A 19,253-nucleotide genomic window follows, 5' to 3' on the forward strand; every position below is an offset into this window, starting at 1 on the left:
AAATGCCTCATGCTGGGTTTAGCCTCGCCGTTGCGACGGCTCGAAAGGCAACTCGAAAGGCAAGGAGACAGGATCGATGACCAGGCTCGCTTCGCTTGCCGCCGGCGCTCTCCTGGCGGTGTCTGCCGCTCCCGCGAACGGCGGTCCGCAGGAAGACCGCAACATCCAGCTGATCAAGGACTATTACGCAGCTTATGCGACCGGGAACCCGGAGGCCGTCCGGCCCTTCCTCGCGCCAGACATCGTCTGGCGCATTCCGGGCCATCATCCGCTGGCCGGCGACAAGCGCGGGCCGGAGGAAGTGGTCGCCTTCTTCCGTGGCCTGGCCGATGGCAAATTCAGGGCCGAGCCGATCCTCTTCCAGGCGCAGGGCGACCTCGTCGTCGACATCCATCGCGGCTGGTCGAACGTCGGCTCAGGTCCCGAGATCGACCAGCTCTACGCCCTGATGTTTCGCATCAAGGACGGAAAGATCGCCGAGGCGCAGAATTTTTTGACCGACATGTACCAGTCGGACGCCTTCTACTGGACGCACTACCCGCTGAAGCCACTGCCCGGCCGACTGGCGGATGACCGCTAGACGGCGGCTTTGCTCAACCTGCCGCTCCCGCGCCAAGCAAAGGAGATTTGCGATGCTGAAAACCCTGACATTAGCCGCAGCAACTGCCGTCGCGCTCGGCTCCAGCGCCTTCGCCGCACCGCGGGTCGAGCGCGTCACTTTCACCTCGCACGGTGAGCAGATCGTTGGCGATCTTTATCTGCCCGAGGATCTGGACGCGGCGAGACTTCGGCCCGCGCTGGTCGTGACCGGCGCCTGGATGACGGTAAAGGAACAGATGCCGGCCCGCTACGCCCGCGAGATGGCCGACCGCGGATTCGCAGCCTTGACCTTCGACTTTCGCGGTTGGGGCGAGAGCGGCGGCGCCCGGCGCCAATATGAGGATCCCGGCGCCAAGATCGCCGACATCGAAGCGGCGGTCGCCTATCTCGCGACCCGGCCCGAGATCGGCAAGGATCGCATCGGCGGGCTCGGCATTTGCGCCAGCTCCGGCTACATGGTCACTGCCGCCGCTGAAGATGCCGCGATCAAATCGGTCGCCCTCGTTGCGCCGTGGCTGCATGATGCCGAGGTGGTCGAGCAGACCTATGGCGGCAAGGAAGGCGTCGCCAGACTTGAAGCGGCGGGCGATGCGGCCGAGGCTGCGTATCGCCGCACCGGCAAGCAGGCCTTGCTGCCCGCCGCCAGCCCGACCGACGAGCGTGCGATCATGTTCAAGGTGCCTTACTACACCGAGGCCGATCGCGGGATGATCCCGGCCTGGCGCAACGAGGCCGATCCGGCCTTCTGGCGCGGCTGGCTGACATTCGATGCAATCCGGGCTGCTCCGCGCCTGGATCAGCCCTTTCTGATGGTGCACAGCGAGGCGGCTGCCATCCCACAGGGTGCGCACAAATTTTACGCACGGCTGACTGGGCAGAAGCAGGAGCTGTGGCTCGACAACGTCACCCAGTTCGACTTCTACGACCGCGCTGCGCCGGTGAAGGCCGCGAGCGACGCCGTTGCCGCGCACTTCAGCGTCACGCTGGGCGGTGCAGGGGAGGCGGGACAATGAGCCCGGTTACCCGCCGGCAGGTCGTGGCCTCGGCAGTCTTCGCCGCGACCCTTGCAGCTACCTCGTTGCCGGCCTTGAGCACCACGCGATCCGCCGCCACGCTGACGGTCGAAGACAGGACCGCCATCGCGGAGGCAGTGGCGGGAATCGGCCTCTATGCCGATTTGCGCGAATGGAACCGGGTCAGATCCTATCTCGCGGCCCGCGTCACGACCGATTATACCAGCCTTTTCGGTGGCGAGGTTGCGACCAGCGACCGCGACGCGCTGATTGCTCAGTGGAAAGGCCTTCTGCCGGGCTTCGACGCCACCCAGCACCTCATCACCAACATCGTTGTCGAAGGCGCGGGCAACGATGCGGTTGCGCGCAGCCACGTCCGCGCCACCCACTGGTTCGACACCCGGTTCTGGACAGTTGGCGCCAGCTATCTACACCGGCTGGTGCGGACGCCCGAAGGCTGGCGCGTCAGCGCCATCGCTATCCGCCGCCTGTACGAGGAGGGCGACCGCGCCGTGCTGGCCGCCGCCGCTGATCGGGTGAACGCGGCGGCGAAGTGAGCAGCCGGCTGGTAGCCACTGTTGCCAGCTACTGGCGCAACACCGTGTTTTTGGTGCCTTCTTCGACCTGGTCGATGACCAGCAGCTTGACTGGATCGGCGCCGACATTGGTGGCCTGATGCCACTGCCCGGTCATTTCGATGATGAAATCGCCTGACTTGTACGTGGTGCTCTTGCCGGTCTCGACATTGGTGACCTGAAGCGTTCCACCCTCAACATAGGCATAGCGGGGAAACGGGTGCTTGTGGACCGGTAACGTCGCGCCCGGCGCGATCTCATAGGACGAAACCAGGACCTGCACGTTTTTCTGAGGCAGCGTGATCGGCTCGCCGGACGCCGTCTCGGTGCGCGAGGCAAGCGGGGTCACGACGACCGGGGTGCCGCTGGCGTCCAGCGCGTGCGCGGCGGTTGCGGACAGGGCTGCCGCAAGCACCAGCGTCGTCGATATCAGAATTTTTCGCATAATTCCCCCCAAGCCAGACTTCACCATCGCTCAGCAAATTTCCGCGCGCAAGCGTCTCCTTTCGGGAGCACCCAGCCGCCTCTCCTGAAAATACCAGGCGTCATGCCGCGCGTAGCCCGGAACGTGCGGGAAAAATGGCTCTGGTCGGCGAAACCTGCCGCGATGGCGGCATCGGCGAGGCCGAGCCCCTGTTCTATCAAGGTGCTGGCGCGACGCAATCTCCGGTCGCGGATATACGCCGCGGGCGTCAGGCCAATCGCCTTCTTGAAATCCCGGATGACCTGGAACCGGGTGACACACGCGGCGTCGGCAAGCCGCTGTAGGTCGAGCTGCGAGCCAAGTTCGCGTTCAATAACGTCCTCGTAGATCGAGAACCTTTGTCGCGATCCCGAACTTTCGACCTCTTCGGTTCGCCCGCCCCAATCGCCATGCCGAACGATGAGATGCCTCAAGGCGACGAGCAGCGACGCCTCAGCCTGCGTTGAGTCCTGGGACGTCGAGCCCTCATGCGCCGCCGCCAACGCTGCGGCGAGATTGCTGTCTTCGATGATCGCGCGTGAAAAAACCGGAGCGTCAGCCCCGCCCAACTCGCGGGCGACGGCCGTCAGCAGCGGCACCGAGGGATAAAACGTCCGGTAGGCCCAGCCTTCATCGGCACCTTGTTCGCCATCATGCCACTCCTCGGGATTGACGACGGCAATTGCGCCTGCCGGAGCGAGAACGCTGTGGCGCCCGATGCGAATACGTTCACAGCCAGAAGTAATCAGTGCGATCACATAGGTTGGGTGCGTGTGCAACTCGTAGCGATGCTGCGTGAAGCGCGCCTTGAACAGGCCAAGGTCAGGGAAGCAGGGATGGCGCCAGTACTTCCTGATCTCTGTCGCGTCCACGTCTTTCGTCCCCGCTGCGGTCAATCTGGTTCAAGACGCATCTTGCGCGACCTTCTAATCGTGATCCCGGATCAAACCATGACCGCCTTTGCCGGCGTGGAAGGAGCATCATGCTGCATAATGACCCCATCGCCGCTCTGACACCAGAGGTCATAGCCTGGCGCCACCACATCCATTCCAATCCCGAACTCGGATTCGATGAGAACGAAACGGCACGTTTCATTGCCGAGAAACTGCGCGCCTTCGGCTTCGATGAGGTGCATGAGGGGATCGGCGGAACCGGGGTTGTCGGCGTCCTGCGCAACGGCGCGGGCACGCGCGCCATCGGTCTCCGCGCCGAGCTGGACGCCCTTCCGGTCGTCGAGAGGACCGGCTTGCCCTATGCCTCCAGGAATGAGGGCGTGATGCACGCCTGCGGCCATGACGGCCACACAGCCATGTTGCTCGGCGCCGCCAGGCTGCTCAGCCAATCCCGCGCCTTCGACGGCATCGTCTACTTCATCTTCCAGCCAGCCGAAGAAAATGAAGGCGGCAGCTTGCGCATGATCGAAGACGGCCTGTTTAGGCGTTTCCCGGTCGAGGCGATGTATGCCGTCCACAACTGGCCGGGCGTCAGACTGGGGAGCATCGCCGCTCGCGTTGGAGCGCAGATGGCCGCCGTCGACAATTTCGAGGTGACCTTCGAGGGTCTTGGCGCACATGCCGCCATGCCGCAGCTCGGCGACGACCCGATCCTGGCCGCGGGCGCCTTTGTCCAGGCCGTCCAGCGCATTGTCAGCCGCTCGGTCGATCCGCAAAGCGCGCTGGTCGTCAGCCTCACCCAAATCCATGGCGGCAATGTCGGCAACATCGTGCCTGGGAGGGTCTGGCTGCAAGGCACCTGCCGGTTTTTCGAGCCCGGTCATTCCGATCATTGCGAGAAGCTGATCGGCGAGATCGCTCGGGGCATTGCCGCAGCCCATGCGCTCAAAGCCACGCTCGACTACCACAAGGGCTATCCGCCGCTCATCAACACGGCCGACGCGACGGCGCGCGCCATCGCGGCAGCCGCCGCCACCGTCGGCAGCGAGAACGTTTCGACCGAGTTCAGCCCGAGCCTCGGCTGCGAAGATTTCGCCTTCATGATCCGTGAGGCAGGCGGCTGCTACGCGTGGGTCGGCGTCGGCGATGTCGGGCCCGGGGAGGGCCTGCACGGCGACCGCTACGTCTTCAATGACGAGATCGTGCCGACCGTGCTGCGCTACTACCTCAGTCTGGTCGAGCAGACGTTTCCCGCCTCCTGAATCGCCAGAGGGAAAACTGACCGCTCAGCGAGAAATTCCGATCTGAATGCGCTTCGTGGGCGATAAGCCGGGAAATAATCATGCGCGACACCAAGCCGACGCGTCTCACCCGCCTGTGGCCACGAGTTGCGTTACCCGAACGGGATTTTCTAGCGCTGCCTGCGCGGTATCGGCCAGTTTTTCATCGACCTGCGCCATCACAAAGATGACGCCTTGTGCAACGTTCGGCTCACCCGGCTTTTTGGCAACATCGGCAGATGCCTGGAGAAGTCCACCAGCAAAGCCGCCGCAGGCCCCACCGACGAGGACCATGCCAGCCACGGCTCCGACAGGATCAATGCCGATGGCTCCAAAAGCACCCAGGCCGATTAACAGACCAGCGGCCGCGCCAAATGCGACACCGCCCGGACCGCGCAGGACAGCGCTGATTTCGTCGTCGTATGGTCCGATGACGCTGATCTGTTCGTAAGAAACTCCTGCCGCCTGAAGCGCGGCAACTGCACGCGCTGCCTGGTCGCGGGAATCGAAAAGTCTGCTGATTGTTCGCATTTGACACAGCCCATAGCATAGTCGCCCGCCGCTCATTCGAAGCGGCGGGCGTCTCCTACCCTCGCGTTCAGGTCACTGAATGATCTTGACGATCTTACGTGTGCCGGGATCAACGACAACGGTCCGGTTGTCGACGACGACATAGCGGTATTCGGTGTCGGGAACTTCGTGAAGCTCGACCGTCTCGGGCAGCGTTGAACCGATATTGAGTTCCACCCCAGGGAGTTCCACGGATGCGAGCGGCTGCTTTTTCACATATTCCCTGATGACTGTCTCCTGCTCAGGCGCGATTATCACGTCCTGAGCGGCAGCGGCGCCGATACCTGCCAATAGCAGAAATCCCGCGGCTGCAGTGGAAAGACGCATTTTCATAGTTGCCTCCTTCTGTGAGCTCTCTTGGCATCCATCTTCGAGCTAGGCTCACTCAAACATGAGACCGCTGCAAACGTTCCTTGGCTAGCCTTCGGTCCGATCCGAGAAGCCTTGCCGTTGGACTTAAGTCTGACCTGCCGCGCGCAATGGGTCCGGCTATCGAGCCGCCCGGAACCGCGACCGCTTGCACTCGTTCGCCGCACGTTCACAGGAGGAGCTCATGGAGAGGAGTGTCCACCACCCTCATCCAGCCGGTTTCCAACCGACATTCAGACCCCGTGTTAGGCTTCGCCAGGAGAAGGAAATGGCCGACAACAAGTGCAACCGAGACTTCCTCGACCACGACCGCCTGTCGGTCGACGAGTACTACGAGGTGGAACATTTCGCGCGAGAAAATGGCGTTTCGCCCAGCCAGGTCAGTAAGCTGATCAAAAAGAACGGTAACGATCGCATGACCCTTACTCAAGCGGTGAGAGAATTGCGCGACCGGAAGTGAAAAATACGCCGCATCTTGTGCCTGGGGGGATCGAAAGCGTTGGCGTTGCCGCGTCATGACTTGCCGCCTCGCTCGACGAGACCGTGGCGCTTACGCAAAAAAACCGCTGGCTGCGGTTTCCGTCCCGTCTGTTAGCCCTAAGTTCCCTTGTGATTGATCGGTTGCAGATCAAAGATGGCGTCGCTTAGCGTCGTTCGACAACAGATTGGCCGGTTCTCTCGAATCGTGCCGCTGGCGCGACGCGCCGCCGACCGGGCCGTTGGGGATATGGCGCGATACAGAGCGACAAGACTGATCGATCGATGGAATGCACTGTCGCTGGCCACCCAGTTTCTGCTCGCCGGCGGGCTGTTCTCGCTGTCGGCGATGATCGTGGTGGGAATTTCAGTGACAAGCCAGATAGAAGCAGCGGTCACCCGGAACTCGGCTTCTGCGACCGCTCTTTACGTCGACAGCGTTATCGCGCCGCTGCTCCCCGACATGCGCAGGAGCGAGGTGCTGGAGGAGAGCGTTGCCCACGCCCTGGATGAAACGCTGGGACAAGGCGCACTCGGCACAAGGCTCGAATCCTTCAAGCTCTGGCGCCGCGACGGTACCATCCTCTATTCAACCAATAAAAATTTGGTCGGGAAGCGCTTTCCACTCAGCGACAATCTCCGGGCCGCATTCGCAGGCGACATAGTTGCTGAATTGGACAGGCACTATGATAACCAGGCTGAGAGGGACAGCGGCTTGCATCTTCTTGAAATCTATAATCCGATGCTTCAGCCGTGGTCGGGCGAAGTCGTAGCTGTTTTGGAATTCGACGAGATCGCCGCCGATTTTGAAAAGGACCTCCGGCAGGCACTCGTTCGGACCTGGTTCGATGTCGCTGCCGTTACCGCACTTTTTTTCCTTGGGCTTTCGGCGATCGTTTTTCGTGGCAGCCGCACGATTCGTTCCCAGAGCCACTCCTTGAAGCGGCGCATTGCCGAACTTTCCGATCTGGTTGCTCAAAACAGAATGTTGAGATTGCGGGTGCAGCGTGCTTCGCAGCGCGCCACGGCACTTAACGAACGTTACCTCAGGCGGATCGGCGCGGACCTGCACGACGGGCCGGCGCAACTGGTTGCCCTCGCTGCGCTAGGGATTGACAGCCCCGTGCTAGCCGATCCTGCCACGCCGGCTGCGGCGCGCGCACGGGAATTGCAGGTGGTCAAAGCGAATTTGGACGATGCGATGCGAGAAATCAGGAATGTCAGCAAGGGCCTCATGCTGCCGCATGTCGAGAATGCCGAGTTGACGGAAATCCTTGAGCTTGCCGTGCGAGCGCACGAAGAACGGACCGGCGTCAAAGTGATGCTGTCCATGACCGGGGCGCACGCACCCTTGTCACCAGCGGCCAAGATCTGCATCTTTCGCTTCATTCAGGAGGCGCTGAACAACGGCTTCCGCCACGCCGGGGGTGCCGGTCAATCGGTCGCGAAACATTTCGACGGGGAGCGCGTTTCTATCGAGGTTTCCGACACCGGCCCAGGTTTCGACCCGAAGATCATCCACCCTGAAAGGCTGGGGGTCATCGGGCTGCGTGAGCGGGTAGAAAGCCTCGGCGGCCAATTTGGTGTAACATCTTCACAGAATGGCACGGTGGTGAAAATGGTTCTCAACATAGTTGAAATAGGACAGGCGTGATGGCAGCCGCCATAAAGCTCGCCATCATCGACGACCATCCGCTGTTCAGGGAGGGCGTCGTGCGCACTCTCGAGCAGATCGGCGGGTTCGAGATCGTTGCCCAAGGTAGCAGTAGAGACGATGCCTTGCGGATATCGGAAGACCAGCAGCTCGATATTCTCCTGATGGACATCTCGGTGCCGGGAGGGGGCCTCAGTGCGATCGAACCGGCTCTGGAGCGGCATCCGGATCTGAAAATCGTGATGCTGACCGTTTCGGAGGAAAACCAGCATGTCATGACCGCCTTGCAGAGCGGGGCAAGAGGCTATGTCCTGAAGGGGGTCGGGTCGAGAACCCTGGCCGCCATACTGCGCACGGTGGCTATGGGCGAACGGTACGTTTGCCCGCAATTGTCGGCGCGCGTGCTGGTCGACTTGTCTGCCCAGTCAACCGCGACCGCGAAACCCGACGTGCTGGCCGAACTCACCAGCCGCGAAAGAGAGATCCTGACGCTCGTTGCCGCGGGATTGAGCAACAAGCGGATCGGTCTTCAGCTGAACCTGCACGAGAAAACCATAAAGCATCACATGACGCGAATTCTCGCCAAGCTCAATGTGAGCAACCGGACCGAAGCCGCGATGACACTGCGCGACGCGACCGAGCATCAGCGTCCGCCTGCCCGCCATCCGGCGTGAAGCAAGGTAGCCTTGCGGCCTGTGAACTCGCCATCACTCGATCATGCCGAGCAGTCTTGCCCGATCGGAGTTCGTTGCCTGCCGCCGAATGATGGTGCGGCCCATCGCATCCCGCATTTCATAATGGCCACCGTCGATGCGCTCGCTGAGCCCGTTGGAATGCACTACACCCACACTTGGCCCGCGCACTTCGATCCGGTCTCCAGTGGTCGCGTTGACATATACTTGTGGCTTGTTGGCGGGGTTTACCGCGGCAACTGGATTTGCGGGGGGATTGCCTTTTGACGATTTTGATTTGCCCTTGCCCGCGTTGGCATTGGAGTTCGAGCTCCCGGGAGTTCCAGCGTTCCCGGAGTTTCCAGCGTTCCCGGAGTTTCCAGCGTTCCCGGAGTTTCCAGCGTTCCCGGAGGTTCCAGAGTTCCCGGAGTTTCCAGAGTTTCCAGAGTTCCCGGAGTTCCCAGCGTTCCCAGAGTTCCCTTGTGCCTGGGCGGCCTGCGGGCTAAGCGTCAGGGACAGGCCGTCCTGTGCCACACGGTAGGGGCTCACGACGAGCATCAAGGTCGATGCGGTGAGGCAGATGGCGACGCGAAGCCTTCGAAGAGATTTGAGCCTGCGCTGCGATTGAGAGCACGCAGGCCGCACATTGATCATGGCGAGAACTCTTGTCTCACGAAGCCTCAGGCGTTGCGGCCGTATCGCGTCTGTGGTCAATGAATTTGCCAATAGCACGCTAGAATATCCTCTGACCGTCACGGTCTGCGTTGCATTTCCACCTGTTTCGAATTCGCCCGAGCCAATCCTCTGTACTCTGCACCATCTATCACGCTTTCGCCATCATCAGGCGGTGTCAAGACCCACCAGTCTCACGGGGAGAAACCGGTGGTCTCGCTAGCGCAGGAAGGGACTCATTACTGCGCAAGTCTGTTGCCTTCATTGATCGGGCCCATCAGCCGATAATAAGCCCGACGGCCGCGACCCCGAACACCAAGCCAAATACCGGAAAAAGCAGCCAGCGTGCCTGGTGAATGCTGGGGTCCATTGCAGCCTCCTGTCACGGGTTGGTATCGCAACGACGCCTGCAGGAGCTCGGTTCCTGAAAACTCTCCCATATTAGGCTTTTGCGATAGCGGTCCCGGGCCAAAGCACTGCCGACGCCAGCCCATGGTCGGACAGGGGGCAGACTGAAGTCCTATCTCAGGCCTTTTAGACAAGAAGGGCACCGTCGAGGGTGATCCATGAGGCTACGGCTGGGGAGGGTGCTCAACCGCAAGAGCCCCGCCAGCTCGAACGGCGGTGTGTACTGGCGACGTAAATAGCTGCCGTTCGACAAATGGTGACTCCTCTCCAACTTCAACCGATGCAATTGAAGGGGACCGCCGTGGGGGCAGCGGACCCCTCCTTTGCGCCGAACAAGGGCGTTAGGTCAGAATAAGGACGATCTTGAGCGTACCCGGGTCGACGATGACGATTCGGCCATCGGCCAATACGAAATACTCATAGGATTCGTAAGCCGGGACGATCTTGACGATTCGCGGTGGCAGACGACGCAGCTTAACCTTCTGCCGCGGAACCTCGACACCCACTGAGATGTCAAAATCGACGCTGGCAACCGGTTCGACCCTCTCCTGCTTGAGGATTTGGGTGATTTCCGTTTTCTGTTCAACGGTCACATTGCTGATCGCGCCGGTCGAAGTCTCATCCTGAGTAGAGGTCGTGCCCTGCGTCTGCTGCTCGGTCTGGACCTTGGCCTTGTCCTGCGCCTGTTGGTCGGTTGTGGCGCCAGCCTCGCCTTGGGTCTGCTGCTCGGCGGTTGCGCCGGCTTTGCCCTGGGCTTGTTCATCGGTCTGCATCTTCGCCTTGCCTTGAGCTTGCTCCTCGGTGGTGGCGCCGGCCTTACCTTGGGACTGTTCGCCCATCGCACCTTCCGGGCAACCGGCCGAGCCGGCCGGGCAATTGGTTTCGGCGCCCGACTGGGTTTGGGCCGGCTGCTGTTCCTGAGCGAGCGCTGCTCCACAGCCAACGCCGATGGCCAGCATACTGGTGATCAGAACTTTTTTCACGAGACGTCTCCTTCGAAAAGTCTGTCCCTTCACGGGGAAAACCACCTCTGGAAAGTTTTGTTCCAGGCGAATTGACCGGGCGGAAGTGATCGGAGCCTGTTGGAACAAACAGTGCGCGTTCATGCGCGCGCCGAATAGGGCTCGTGTCTTTGTTACAGCAGAGGTGCGGGTTCCCTTATTCGGCCGACGCGAGGTCCTGGTAGGAGGCGGAGATTGAAAAATCCGCGCTCGCTGCCGGACAAATCTCTTCCAACCGCCGGTTGGTAGACGCCGGGCAGCCGGCACGCGTATGATTTTTTTCGGTCCGCGCACCGGGCACATCCCAGCCCCCCAAGCCGTGCTTGGTGACCGCTTGATCGCCCCGTCGCACCTGCAGGTACGGCGGGCTTTTTTTGTCGGTGCTAGAACTTGTTGCATTCAGCACAGCATGTTCTTACGCAGACAATGCAAATGGCCAGCGCTCCATTCCACGACGCAGCCCTGGGAGTCAGACACCGTGGAAGAACCTATTTGGGAAACCAACAAAATCCATGCGGCGCGCGTTCGGCAGACCGCCGAACGCGGAAGGGCGCTCGTTGAGGACCTTCGCTACACACTTGGCCGCAGCGTTATCAGGAAGGGCGATCGAAACGAGAATTTGAACGAGAAACAAGACGAAGCTGACGCCGTCGTCGGCGAGCCATACCCCGTCGCCTTGCTCCTGGTTCTTTCTATACTCTCGATGGTGGGCGGGGCAGTGTACGCGGTCCTTCGTCGGGAGGAGTTTCTATAGCGGCCAACACAAACCTGCGGTTTTTTCCTTAGAGGGTGGAACACTGTCCTGCGACAAAAGTTTAGTGCCAGCAGCGTAGTATTGTCCCTCATACAAATGCTGCGAGATCGGTGGCCCCGACCAGCCCGCGTCCTCTCCCGGAGGGCGCGGGCTTTCTGCTGCCGCGTCTTTCCGTCGCCGCGAATCGTGCCGCCGGGCGGTCTTTGCGAGAGTTCGGTTTTCATCGGGAGCAATGGAGTTCAGAGCGTCCTCGGCTGCAGGTTGCAGCGGTACACAGCGACATTGCGCATGCGGTCCCAGTCCTGCGATGCGTTTTGCTTCAGTCCCGAATTGGTCCTTCCTTGACAGCAAAAACCGCTCTTCACATATTTCCCCGCAGCCGTCGCTCACGGCTCTCGTGTAAGCTCAAACACTCGTTCAGTTGAATGGAGGTTCTAATGAACGACAGGACTTTCGACCGGCCTGTTTTCGTCAAGAGAGGGGAGTTCATGGTGGAGGAAATCGAATGCTTGGCTGATGCTTTCGAGTTCCTGCAGGAATGGCCGAAGAATCGCAGAGGGCCAATCTTTGACACGGCGTTCCGAGCTTGCCAGCGCGCCTACGATGGCCAAGTTCCCATTTCAGTTGCACGCGAGGCTTTCGCCGGCTTCGCGAGATCGGCCAAGATCCTCGATGACGTCTCTGCAGCTATGCCCTGGATGACGGCACCGAAAACCGGTCGCGGTGGCGTGACGGCGTAACCCATGTAGGTCCTTGGCGACGCCCTTGTGAAAATCGCCGGCATGGACAATCCGCCAAGCAGTTCCTGGCCGGTAGCGATGCCGTTACTGCGACAAGGGCGGCGCTTGAGGCACGGCTTGAGGAAATTCGCGCATTCGAGGACCTGTCCGATTCGACAGATGGGTCTTTCTAGGTCAGAGCCCGGAGAGCGGGGCCACGCTGGGTCGAACAGGCCCCGCGCGAATCCCAATTATCGAGGAGACGAAACCGGCCCCGGCCTCTGCGGGCTGCCGAGTGTAGCGGCAGGGGAGGGCACAGCGCGGGACATTCGCAATCTGGCCGCTCGTCGGGCATTGATGCTGACGTCGCGTGAAGGATCAGCATGGAGTTCGCCATTTATGGCCACGAGCAGGATGGCGTCCTCTTGGCCAAGGCGGGTGATTGGGACGATGCCGGCGCGCGCGAAGCATTCCGCGTCGCTGTCGTCCGCAACGTCGACAGGACCGTCGTTGCCCCGCCATTTTGGATGCTGGTGCGGAGTGTGCCTCAAGCGGAACATTACCGTCCGCTAACGGTGTGTTGGACCAGTGGGCCTACCCCCCACGCTTGGCCTGCTGGAGATCGGGCTGCATCCGGTCGGCCCGCGCCCTGAGGAGTAGCGCGGGCTTCTGCTTGCGCTTACCGGCTCAGCCTTTGACCGTCTCAATCATGGCCTTCGCAAGAGCCTCGCCCTCGTGGATCGGCTCGGGGCGATAAAACAACAGGACCGCTCTTCGCTCGGCAGCACGCCGGCAGGGGCATGGCTGTTCAATAGCCTTACGCACGGGCTTGAGGGCGGCCCAAGCGTTGCTGATGTCATCGTGGCCGTCCATGCTTTCTTCGCCAGATGGACTGTCTCAACGTCGACCCTGAAGGCAGGGGCCCGGACGAGGCGAGGCCCTGTTCCATCAAAATCTAGCGACTGGGAAAGCGCACTGGAAAGCACGTGCGGTAACAGTTGATTCAACCATTGCTGGTATTTTAGAGCGGTGTGGTAGCGGCTCCGGCAATGTGAGGCGGGGTGCTGAATTGCCGGAGCCGCCTGCGCAGTCCGGTTGGGTTTGACCGCGCCGTCCTATTCTGGGACGGCGCGGTCAACGATTCGTTAAAATGAGAACTAATTAAGCGTATGCTAATTGAATCGCGGTTTTGCGGGTCAATGCATGCGTTTGAAGTTCGTCCCGCCACTAATGCCGACTTTGGTGGAGAAGCCTCCCGAAAGCGCCGTCTGGCTTCATGAGCTCAAGTTCGACGGCTATCGGTCGCAAATGATCATTGACGAATGCGGAACGCGGATTTTCACCCGCCGTGGCTTGGACTGGAGGACCTCCGCCACGCGATGGAGAATAACAGGAATTCCGCCTCGGTTTGCGGGAGTGTTCGTCAAGCGGAACATAAGCTTGTACTAACGGTTGTGTAGGATCAGTGGGCCAACCCCCAAGATTTAGCCCCCTGCACATCGCGCTGCAATCCGGTCGGCCCGCGCTCGGAGGAGTGGGCGCGGGCTTTGCTTACGCTATTACCGGCTCTCAATCATCCTTCGCAAGCGCTTCGCCCGCAAACTGGTTCTCATGTCGATCGGACAGACTTGCCCCGCCAGCATATTGCCGAGCAAGGAAGCCGCCCTGTTGCTTTGCGAGCCCCGGGCCTACAGGGGATCGAGCCGCGCCCAATTGAGCGCGAAGAAAGGTTTATAAATGTCGGGAGCACCCCATATGTTAATTCGCTCACCAGGTGCCAGCGCGTACGCAACGTCATACTGCTTCGTGGTGCCATGAAACCCTGAAAAACTAACCGCGTTCCACCGTTCTGGATTGGTATTCCTAGCCTCCCACCATTCTTGTCCTGGCACTGTATGCTTCCAGATTTCGAGAAACCTCGACCCGTCGTCGCCCCCATATCGGCAAAGTCTGTCACTGCGCTAACGGCCATTTGAACCCCTGGGAAGAGAATGGGCCTGTCTCTGCCGTCTTCCAAATGGAACCATCGAGTGGCAACGAGGCCTCCGTGCTTGTCCCAATTCAAGACCTTTATTGTCTTGGGCGACGTATGCTTGTTGACCAGCTTTGGGGTATTTGTGTCAAGGTTGGTAATTTGAGCGCAATTAAGTAACTCGGCATCGATATTAACGACACGACCAACATAATCTTTGGGGAGACCAAGCATCTGAAGCCCTCCTCACTGCGTCCCGCAGGTTTTCATTCTGTCTTTTAAATCGCACTCCGATGAAAAGTCGCGTGCAGGAAAGGCGATCTTTGTCACAAAGTCGGCGGACTTGGTCAGCCGTTCTTTTCCGCGGACCACCCGCCCATCGAGGAATGGCGGGTGGTCCTTTATCAGCGCGGGAAGGGACTTAGCTGCGCAGATCTCATTTCGTCGTTCCGGCCATCGTCAAGTCCGGTCGGCCTCTAGCTAACGATCCTAGCTAACGATTATTCCAATCGCCAGGAATGTGATCGAAACTGCGAAGACCAGGAGCGAGTAACCAGCGGGCGTGGTGGGCACTATTTTCCATGGGCTCCTCCCGTGAACTTGCAGCGAGCAACGACTATGCGCAGGGGCGGTTCCGGGTGGCGCGATGTCCGGCCTATTACGCCAAAACAGGCGAGACTTACGTCCCGTCGCGCATCAGACCAAAGTCCCGCAAAAGGAACATTTGCAGCTGCCTGAGGTTTGGTAAATCTGGCGCGAAGACGCGTTCAGCGGAACATAGCTCACATAAAGGAGGCCATCATGAGAATGCATCTTTCCACTGCAGCCGCGGGATTTTTACTGCTGGCAGGCATTGGTGCTGCTGCCGCTCAGGACGTAGTCATCGAGCCTGAACAGGAGACGGTGATCAGGGAGTACGTGAAAAAGCAGCCGCTCGCCTCAGTGAAAATCCCTGGAGTGGAGCTCAATATCGGCTCAACCCTGCCCGAGACGGTCGAGCTCCATGAAGTACCCAACACCAAATACCGCACCGTTGTCGTCGACAACCGGACCGTTGTCGTTGACCCGGGCACTCGCAAGATCATCAAAATTATTGAATGACCTAAGCGACTGGGAGGAAAGCCCGCCGCGCCGAAAGGTGCGGCGGGCTTTTTTTGATCAGCTTATGGAGCGAAGTTGCCGGTGATGACGGCGAGAAAGATAGCAACAACTCGGAACACATGCCACGCTACAGTCAAGCCGAGGCCGATTAACACAGCCCACGCAATCAGCTTACCCTAATTTCTCTCCGGCAGTTTCGACAGCAGATGGCTTTCTTTCCCCCTTCGGTCGTCATCTCGCGGTTTAGCGAACAATCCCTTGGAGATCCGACCGATGCGGGCATGCCACTGCGCTTGCGCGGGCATCTCCGGCCCTACGAATGGAGCCATGCGCCATCGGCTGTTTTGGCGTCGAAAGCTACGGGCACGCTGTAAATCACGCACGCTGCCGCCAATATCTCCTCCAACTCGTGGTCGGTCGCGTTGCAAGCCGGCATGAGTTTCCGAAGGGCGCAGATTGCCTGTCCGATCGATAGGAAGCGGGCCTTGCCTATGGAAAGAACGTAGACTTCGGCGACTGTTTCTACCGTGACTGTGGGAAAAGAGTGAGTCATCGAGAATTCCTCCCTGAAACCCTGACCAACACGATTTCCGGCCAAATGTGGCGGCCTTCAACGCTCTGTCTGATTGCGGACAGTTAGGCTCGCCGCCATTTCGGCCATTGTCTGTAGGCGATTCATTGAATTGCTGATCCTAGAGAGGCCGGCCGGCGCGGCTCATTGCGCGTGCGATCGCAAGCTGCGCCTCGACCTTGGCATTTTCCTTTTGCGTCATGTTGTCTGCGGAGATCAGCCGGCGTAGCGAGCGCATGATCTCTCCACGGGCCCAGCCCGCTTCCAGCATGCAATCGACGATCGCCTGAAAGCTTGGCTCGACGGCCTTCTGACAATCGATCTCGCGATCGGGATATTCGCCGGGTCGTTTCGGCCGGTTTCTCACCCGGTGCCGTTTTGTCCACCTCGCGATTGTGATCCCGCACGCCATGCCAGCACAGTCGGCAATCCAGTCGAATACATCCGGACCGCGCCCTATCAGTTGCGCGCCCTGAACAACTTCAATCGCCACGCCCGAAAAAGCGAGGAGGACAATCAGCTTTGCCTTGTGTTTCGTCCAGCCGACACTTGCCAAGGCCGCCAAAACGGTGAATGCGGCGGCGTGGATGAGCTTGCCATGATGCGTGAAGGTCACTCCCAAATTCTGCAGGAGCCACGCCGGAAAAAGGGCGAGCAGCAGGAGAACGCCGGCCAACGCGGCAAGGAAAGCAACCCTTGCCGCGATCGGATATGAACCTGCGCGCAACAATATAGGTCAGCCCTTCATCCGAAGTTTGCAGAGGCCACCGCCAGCACGAAGCGGTCTAGAGCTGGGGCAGATTGTTAATTTCCAGCGGATCGGCGCATCAGCCGAATAGATGAAAGCTTTGAAGCTGCGGCCAAAGGCGGGCAAGATGCTATTCCCTTCGGACTGGGTCCTTACCAGCCGGCTAGGAGCTCTAGTCAGAGCAAATCGCTCCCCCTCGGCGCGGTGCTCGAAACAGAACCAGTGGGGCGTCTGCCTCGGCTTCGCAAAAGCCCCATCCTGCATTCTTCCCGCAGCCGATGCTCGCACCTATGGTGCTGAATGCTAGGGCGCGTGACGGGCTCCATTGCACTTGCAAGGCGGATCAGCTCGTCATTCATCGAATCTCACTTCAGTCGTGGAAGATTCCACAGCCGATCTTGACGAGCCCGGACGGCAAGATCCACTGGCTCACGGAAAGATCCCGGGGATGAACGGCTGATCGTGGCTCCCAGGAAGGTGGCCGGCGCCGCTTTGGGGGGCGTTGGGGTAGATTGCCTGTAGGGCGCCGGCCTGGCGGATTGGGGTCCGCCGCACCAAGAAGCTAACAGAGCTTGCGACCGTGGATATGGCGTGATCGCGGAAGTACCGTGCTTGGAGTATGTTCCTATCCAGCCGTGTTAGCGCGATGGCCGACAAACCGGCGACAACTTACATCGTGAGTGTCTTCGAGAAACCGCACTGGCGAACGGTGCTGACCACGAAGGACAAGGTCAAGGCGGAAGCTATGGCGAAAGAGATCGGCGAGAAGGTTCAGATCGAAGAGATCACGCCGAAGGGGAAGCGCTAGCCGGTCAGCTTAGTGAAGTCGTGGCGGCGCGCGAACGTGTGCCAGCAAATTCGTTTCATTGGCCACCCCGGATTGGAAGAGAGTCAGGGTGGTCGAGGCCAGAATCTGGCCGTCTATCGAGGTGCTGTACCATTTAGCGTCGGCGGTTATCTGGTCGACCACCCGCTGGCAGAGCGCCCGATCTTCAGGCTTCAGGAACTGGCTTTGCGGTGCTCGTAGCATCTCGACGCCTTTAAAAGGGGAGTTACTGCGTCTCCCACGCGAAGCCATGCGGGGATCTCCGAGAATGGACCGTAAACACATTCAGACAGAAAGTTACCATTCGTTTGACCGGTGGAGGCGAGCTCTTAGTCAAGAGGGTTTGCTACTATGCGGGACAACGCGCTTCGCTCCAGCGGGGACGGCCCAGCGGCTTGGTTGTGGGGGGAGGCCGCTGGGCCTGACAAGCGAGCCTTCGGGGGGCGCTCACCTGGCTGGCGGAAAACATGCGCTCAAGCTAATGGAGTCGAAACATTCGAACGAAGTATGTGGCGGCAATTCCGCTGTGTAGAAGCCATAAGGTGTGCCACGATGGGTCAACCCGTCTGGCACCGCAATTGCATGGTCAGGTCTCGGGGAATGGGGTCGAGGCCCGTCGCTTCGCAAATGCAGCGGCGGGTCTGCTTCATAAAGGTCGCCCCCGCCTGTGCGCTGCTTCCGTCTCGCTTCGTCGTCAATCGCCCGGACCGGCAGATAGGCGGCCGGCAACGCAATGGGTCAAGCCGGGGATCAAAGCCCGCGTGAAGCACGGGCGCGGCGAGAAGGACCTCCGCCACACTTCGCTGCAGGATTTCTGGGACGAGGGCCAAAGCGCGACATCTCAGAACCCATACCTCAGGGCAATGAAGATCACCGGTGCAAAGATCAGGAAAATCGCCATTACTATAATCATCGCGAGGGCCAGGCGCTCTGTTCGCCTGACGATTGCAGCGACCTCTTCGTCGCTCGACGAAACAAGATCAACCACCGAGAAATCTGTTGGGTCAGGAGTTTGATTGTCATTTGCGGGTCGGCTTGCGACCTCATCGACATTCTGTCTGCTCTGGGTAAGGGGCACAGTTGTTTCCGCTGTTAGAGTCATATCGGGCGCCCGCCGACGAGGGATTACAGCGGGCACCCGGAACCACCGATGAAGGGACTTTGCTCGGCGGCCAATACCAATCCGTTGGTAAGATCTTGGTTGCCAGCCTCAGCCCTCTGTCTTTAACGCAAAGACTTCAGTCTTACTGCATCATGGACCATAGCCCGGCGGCGGAACTAAGTGCCCGCCGGGCCCGTTGCCGACCAATGATAATTCAGAATAGGAGAGATAGTCATGGCTGACGGTCCCACCGTTGTTAACTCAGGCGGAAATGGCGCCGGCACCGCTGTCGCCGTCGTTCTCGCAATTATCGCAATCGTGATCCTGCTGTTGTTCACCGGCGTTATCAACATAAACGGCGGGGGCACCGGAAAGGACGTCGACGTAAAGGTTGAAGCGCCCAGGGTTGAAGCGCCTACAGTCGAAGCGCCCAAGGTCGAAGCGCCAGCCGCGCCCGCTCCGGCAGAGCCGGCCGCACCTGCTCCGGCAGCACCGGCTCCGGCAGCACCTGCAGACGGCGGCTGAAGGATGCTTCTTGGGAAAGGTCCGCCCTACAGGCCCCTGCTTCGCTGCAGGATTTTTGGGAGGAAGAATGACTGGGATTCCGTCTCCGTTTGCGGGGGTGTTCGTCAAGAGCGACATTAGCGTGCGCGCTAACGCTTGTGCGGGACCAGCGGGCCTTCCCCCCAACTTTAGCCCGCTGCAGGTCGGGCTGTAACCCGGTCGGCCCGCGCTCGGAGGAGGAGCGCGGGCTTCTCCTTGTCAGTCCGACGCGCCAGACAAGGCGGAAGGCCGGCGCTGCTAAGGGGGTGAG

At 60.2% G+C, this 19,253-nt stretch carries 22 protein-coding genes; 12 read left to right on the forward strand and 10 right to left on the reverse strand.

The genetic code is table 11. From position 1 onward, the window contains the following. The first annotated feature begins 76 nt into the window (after positions 1-76). From ACWTU8_RS06865 to ACWTU8_RS06875, 3 genes are read left to right on the forward strand one after another with little or no spacing between them, the layout of a single operon-like run. A complete protein-coding gene (locus tag ACWTU8_RS06865; RefSeq protein ID WP_455847528.1) occupies positions 77-580 on the forward strand; it encodes a nuclear transport factor 2 family protein in 504 nt (167 codons plus the stop codon). Between the two features lie 52 nt (positions 581-632). After that, entirely contained in the window at positions 633-1,613 is a 981-nt protein-coding gene (locus ACWTU8_RS06870) for an alpha/beta hydrolase (protein WP_455847529.1), read from the forward strand. Then, positions 1,610-2,170 carry a nuclear transport factor 2 family protein gene (locus ACWTU8_RS06875; protein ID WP_455847530.1) on the forward strand — a complete coding sequence of 187 codons (561 nt, stop codon included), beginning with the start codon at positions 1,610-1,612 and terminating at the stop codon, positions 2,168-2,170. The genes ACWTU8_RS06870 and ACWTU8_RS06875 overlap by 4 nt, the downstream gene beginning before the upstream one ends. 28 nt (positions 2,171-2,198) lie before the next feature. On the opposite strand, the gene ACWTU8_RS06880 is transcribed toward ACWTU8_RS06875, so the two are convergent. Together ACWTU8_RS06880 and ACWTU8_RS06885 are read right to left on the reverse strand one after the other, a co-directional pair. Beyond that, positions 2,199-2,633, reverse strand: a complete 435-nt coding sequence (locus ACWTU8_RS06880) for a cupin domain-containing protein (protein ID WP_455847531.1) — start codon at positions 2,631-2,633, stop codon at positions 2,199-2,201. Between the two features lie 20 nt (positions 2,634-2,653). Continuing rightward, entirely contained in the window at positions 2,654-3,523 is an 870-nt protein-coding gene (locus ACWTU8_RS06885) for an AraC family transcriptional regulator (protein WP_455847532.1), read from the reverse strand. Positions 3,524-3,633: 110 nt separating this feature from the next. Between ACWTU8_RS06885 and ACWTU8_RS06890 the strand changes: the two genes are divergently transcribed. After that, the gene (locus tag ACWTU8_RS06890) at positions 3,634-4,806 is read left to right on the forward strand and encodes an amidohydrolase (RefSeq protein ID WP_455847533.1); all 1,173 of its coding nucleotides are present in this window, start codon (positions 3,634-3,636) and stop codon (positions 4,804-4,806) included. Between the two features lie 105 nt (positions 4,807-4,911). On the opposite strand, the gene ACWTU8_RS06895 is transcribed toward ACWTU8_RS06890, so the two are convergent. After that, complete coding sequence (locus ACWTU8_RS06895) at positions 4,912-5,355, reverse strand: hypothetical protein (protein WP_455847534.1); 444 nt, start codon at positions 5,353-5,355, stop codon at positions 4,912-4,914. Between the two features lie 72 nt (positions 5,356-5,427). After that, positions 5,428-5,727: a DUF1236 domain-containing protein gene (locus ACWTU8_RS06900; protein WP_455847535.1), complete on the reverse strand. Its 300-nt coding sequence runs from the start codon at positions 5,725-5,727 to the stop codon at positions 5,428-5,430. Positions 5,728-6,031: 304 nt separating this feature from the next. Between ACWTU8_RS06900 and ACWTU8_RS06905 the strand changes: the two genes are divergently transcribed. From ACWTU8_RS06905 to ACWTU8_RS06915, 3 genes are all read left to right on the forward strand, one after another. Continuing rightward, positions 6,032-6,223 carry a DUF3606 domain-containing protein gene (locus ACWTU8_RS06905; RefSeq protein WP_029353282.1) on the forward strand — a complete coding sequence of 64 codons (192 nt, stop codon included), beginning with the start codon at positions 6,032-6,034 and terminating at the stop codon, positions 6,221-6,223. A gap of 267 nt (positions 6,224-6,490) precedes the next feature. After that, positions 6,491-7,894, forward strand: coding sequence for a sensor histidine kinase (locus ACWTU8_RS06910; protein ID WP_455848402.1), 1,404 nt, complete (start codon positions 6,491-6,493; stop codon positions 7,892-7,894). Beyond that, complete coding sequence (locus ACWTU8_RS06915; RefSeq protein ID WP_455847536.1) at positions 7,894-8,568, forward strand: LuxR C-terminal-related transcriptional regulator; 675 nt, start codon at positions 7,894-7,896, stop codon at positions 8,566-8,568. The genes ACWTU8_RS06910 and ACWTU8_RS06915 overlap by 1 nt, the downstream gene beginning before the upstream one ends. A 33-nt stretch (positions 8,569-8,601) precedes the next feature. Here the strand turns inward: ACWTU8_RS06915 and ACWTU8_RS06920 are convergent, their stop codons facing one another. Together ACWTU8_RS06920 and ACWTU8_RS06925 are read right to left on the reverse strand one after the other, a co-directional pair. Next, a complete protein-coding gene (locus ACWTU8_RS06920; RefSeq protein ID WP_156768274.1) occupies positions 8,602-8,757 on the reverse strand; it encodes a hypothetical protein in 156 nt (51 codons plus the stop codon). A gap of 1,229 nt (positions 8,758-9,986) precedes the next feature. Beyond that, positions 9,987-10,628, reverse strand: a complete 642-nt coding sequence (locus ACWTU8_RS06925) for a DUF1236 domain-containing protein (protein ID WP_455847537.1) — start codon at positions 10,626-10,628, stop codon at positions 9,987-9,989. Positions 10,629-11,124: 496 nt separating this feature from the next. Here ACWTU8_RS06925 and ACWTU8_RS06930 point away from each other — a divergent pair, with 496 nt between their 5' ends. Together ACWTU8_RS06930 and ACWTU8_RS06935 are read left to right on the forward strand one after the other, a co-directional pair. Then, positions 11,125-11,400, forward strand: a complete 276-nt coding sequence (locus ACWTU8_RS06930; RefSeq protein WP_455847538.1) for a hypothetical protein — start codon at positions 11,125-11,127, stop codon at positions 11,398-11,400. A gap of 437 nt (positions 11,401-11,837) precedes the next feature. Next, entirely contained in the window at positions 11,838-12,140 is a 303-nt protein-coding gene (locus ACWTU8_RS06935; protein ID WP_455847539.1) for a DUF982 domain-containing protein, read from the forward strand. Between the two features lie 666 nt (positions 12,141-12,806). Here the strand turns inward: ACWTU8_RS06935 and ACWTU8_RS06940 are convergent. After that, positions 12,807-12,992, reverse strand: coding sequence for a hypothetical protein (locus ACWTU8_RS06940; protein ID WP_455847540.1), 186 nt, complete (start codon positions 12,990-12,992; stop codon positions 12,807-12,809). Positions 12,993-14,892: 1,900 nt separating this feature from the next. On the opposite strand from ACWTU8_RS06940, the gene ACWTU8_RS06945 reads away from it, so the two are divergent. After that, positions 14,893-15,192, forward strand: a complete 300-nt coding sequence (locus ACWTU8_RS06945; protein ID WP_287338273.1) for a DUF1236 domain-containing protein — start codon at positions 14,893-14,895, stop codon at positions 15,190-15,192. A gap of 692 nt (positions 15,193-15,884) precedes the next feature. Here the strand turns inward: ACWTU8_RS06945 and ACWTU8_RS06950 are convergent. Continuing rightward, positions 15,885-16,490, reverse strand: a complete 606-nt coding sequence (locus tag ACWTU8_RS06950) for a VanZ family protein (protein WP_455847541.1) — start codon at positions 16,488-16,490, stop codon at positions 15,885-15,887. A gap of 667 nt (positions 16,491-17,157) precedes the next feature. Here ACWTU8_RS06950 and ACWTU8_RS06955 point away from each other — a divergent pair. Further along, entirely contained in the window at positions 17,158-17,319 is a 162-nt protein-coding gene (locus tag ACWTU8_RS06955) for a hypothetical protein (protein WP_455847542.1), read from the forward strand. Positions 17,320-17,328: 9 nt separating this feature from the next. Here the strand turns inward: ACWTU8_RS06955 and ACWTU8_RS06960 are convergent, their stop codons facing one another. Both ACWTU8_RS06960 and ACWTU8_RS06965 read right to left on the reverse strand, forming a co-directional pair. Continuing rightward, positions 17,329-17,589 (reverse strand): hypothetical protein, encoded by a 261-nt coding sequence (locus ACWTU8_RS06960; protein ID WP_455847543.1) that lies wholly within the window; start codon positions 17,587-17,589, stop codon positions 17,329-17,331. Between the two features lie 589 nt (positions 17,590-18,178). Continuing rightward, positions 18,179-18,415 carry a hypothetical protein gene (locus ACWTU8_RS06965; RefSeq protein ID WP_455847544.1) on the reverse strand — a complete coding sequence of 79 codons (237 nt, stop codon included), beginning with the start codon at positions 18,413-18,415 and terminating at the stop codon, positions 18,179-18,181. A gap of 258 nt (positions 18,416-18,673) precedes the next feature. Between ACWTU8_RS06965 and ACWTU8_RS06970 the strand changes: the two genes are divergently transcribed. Beyond that, a complete protein-coding gene (locus tag ACWTU8_RS06970) occupies positions 18,674-18,964 on the forward strand; it encodes a hypothetical protein (protein WP_455847545.1) in 291 nt (96 codons plus the stop codon). Positions 18,965-19,253: the final 289 nt, after the last annotated feature.

The sequence above is a fragment of the Mesorhizobium sp. BHbdii genome (assembly GCF_053848045.1).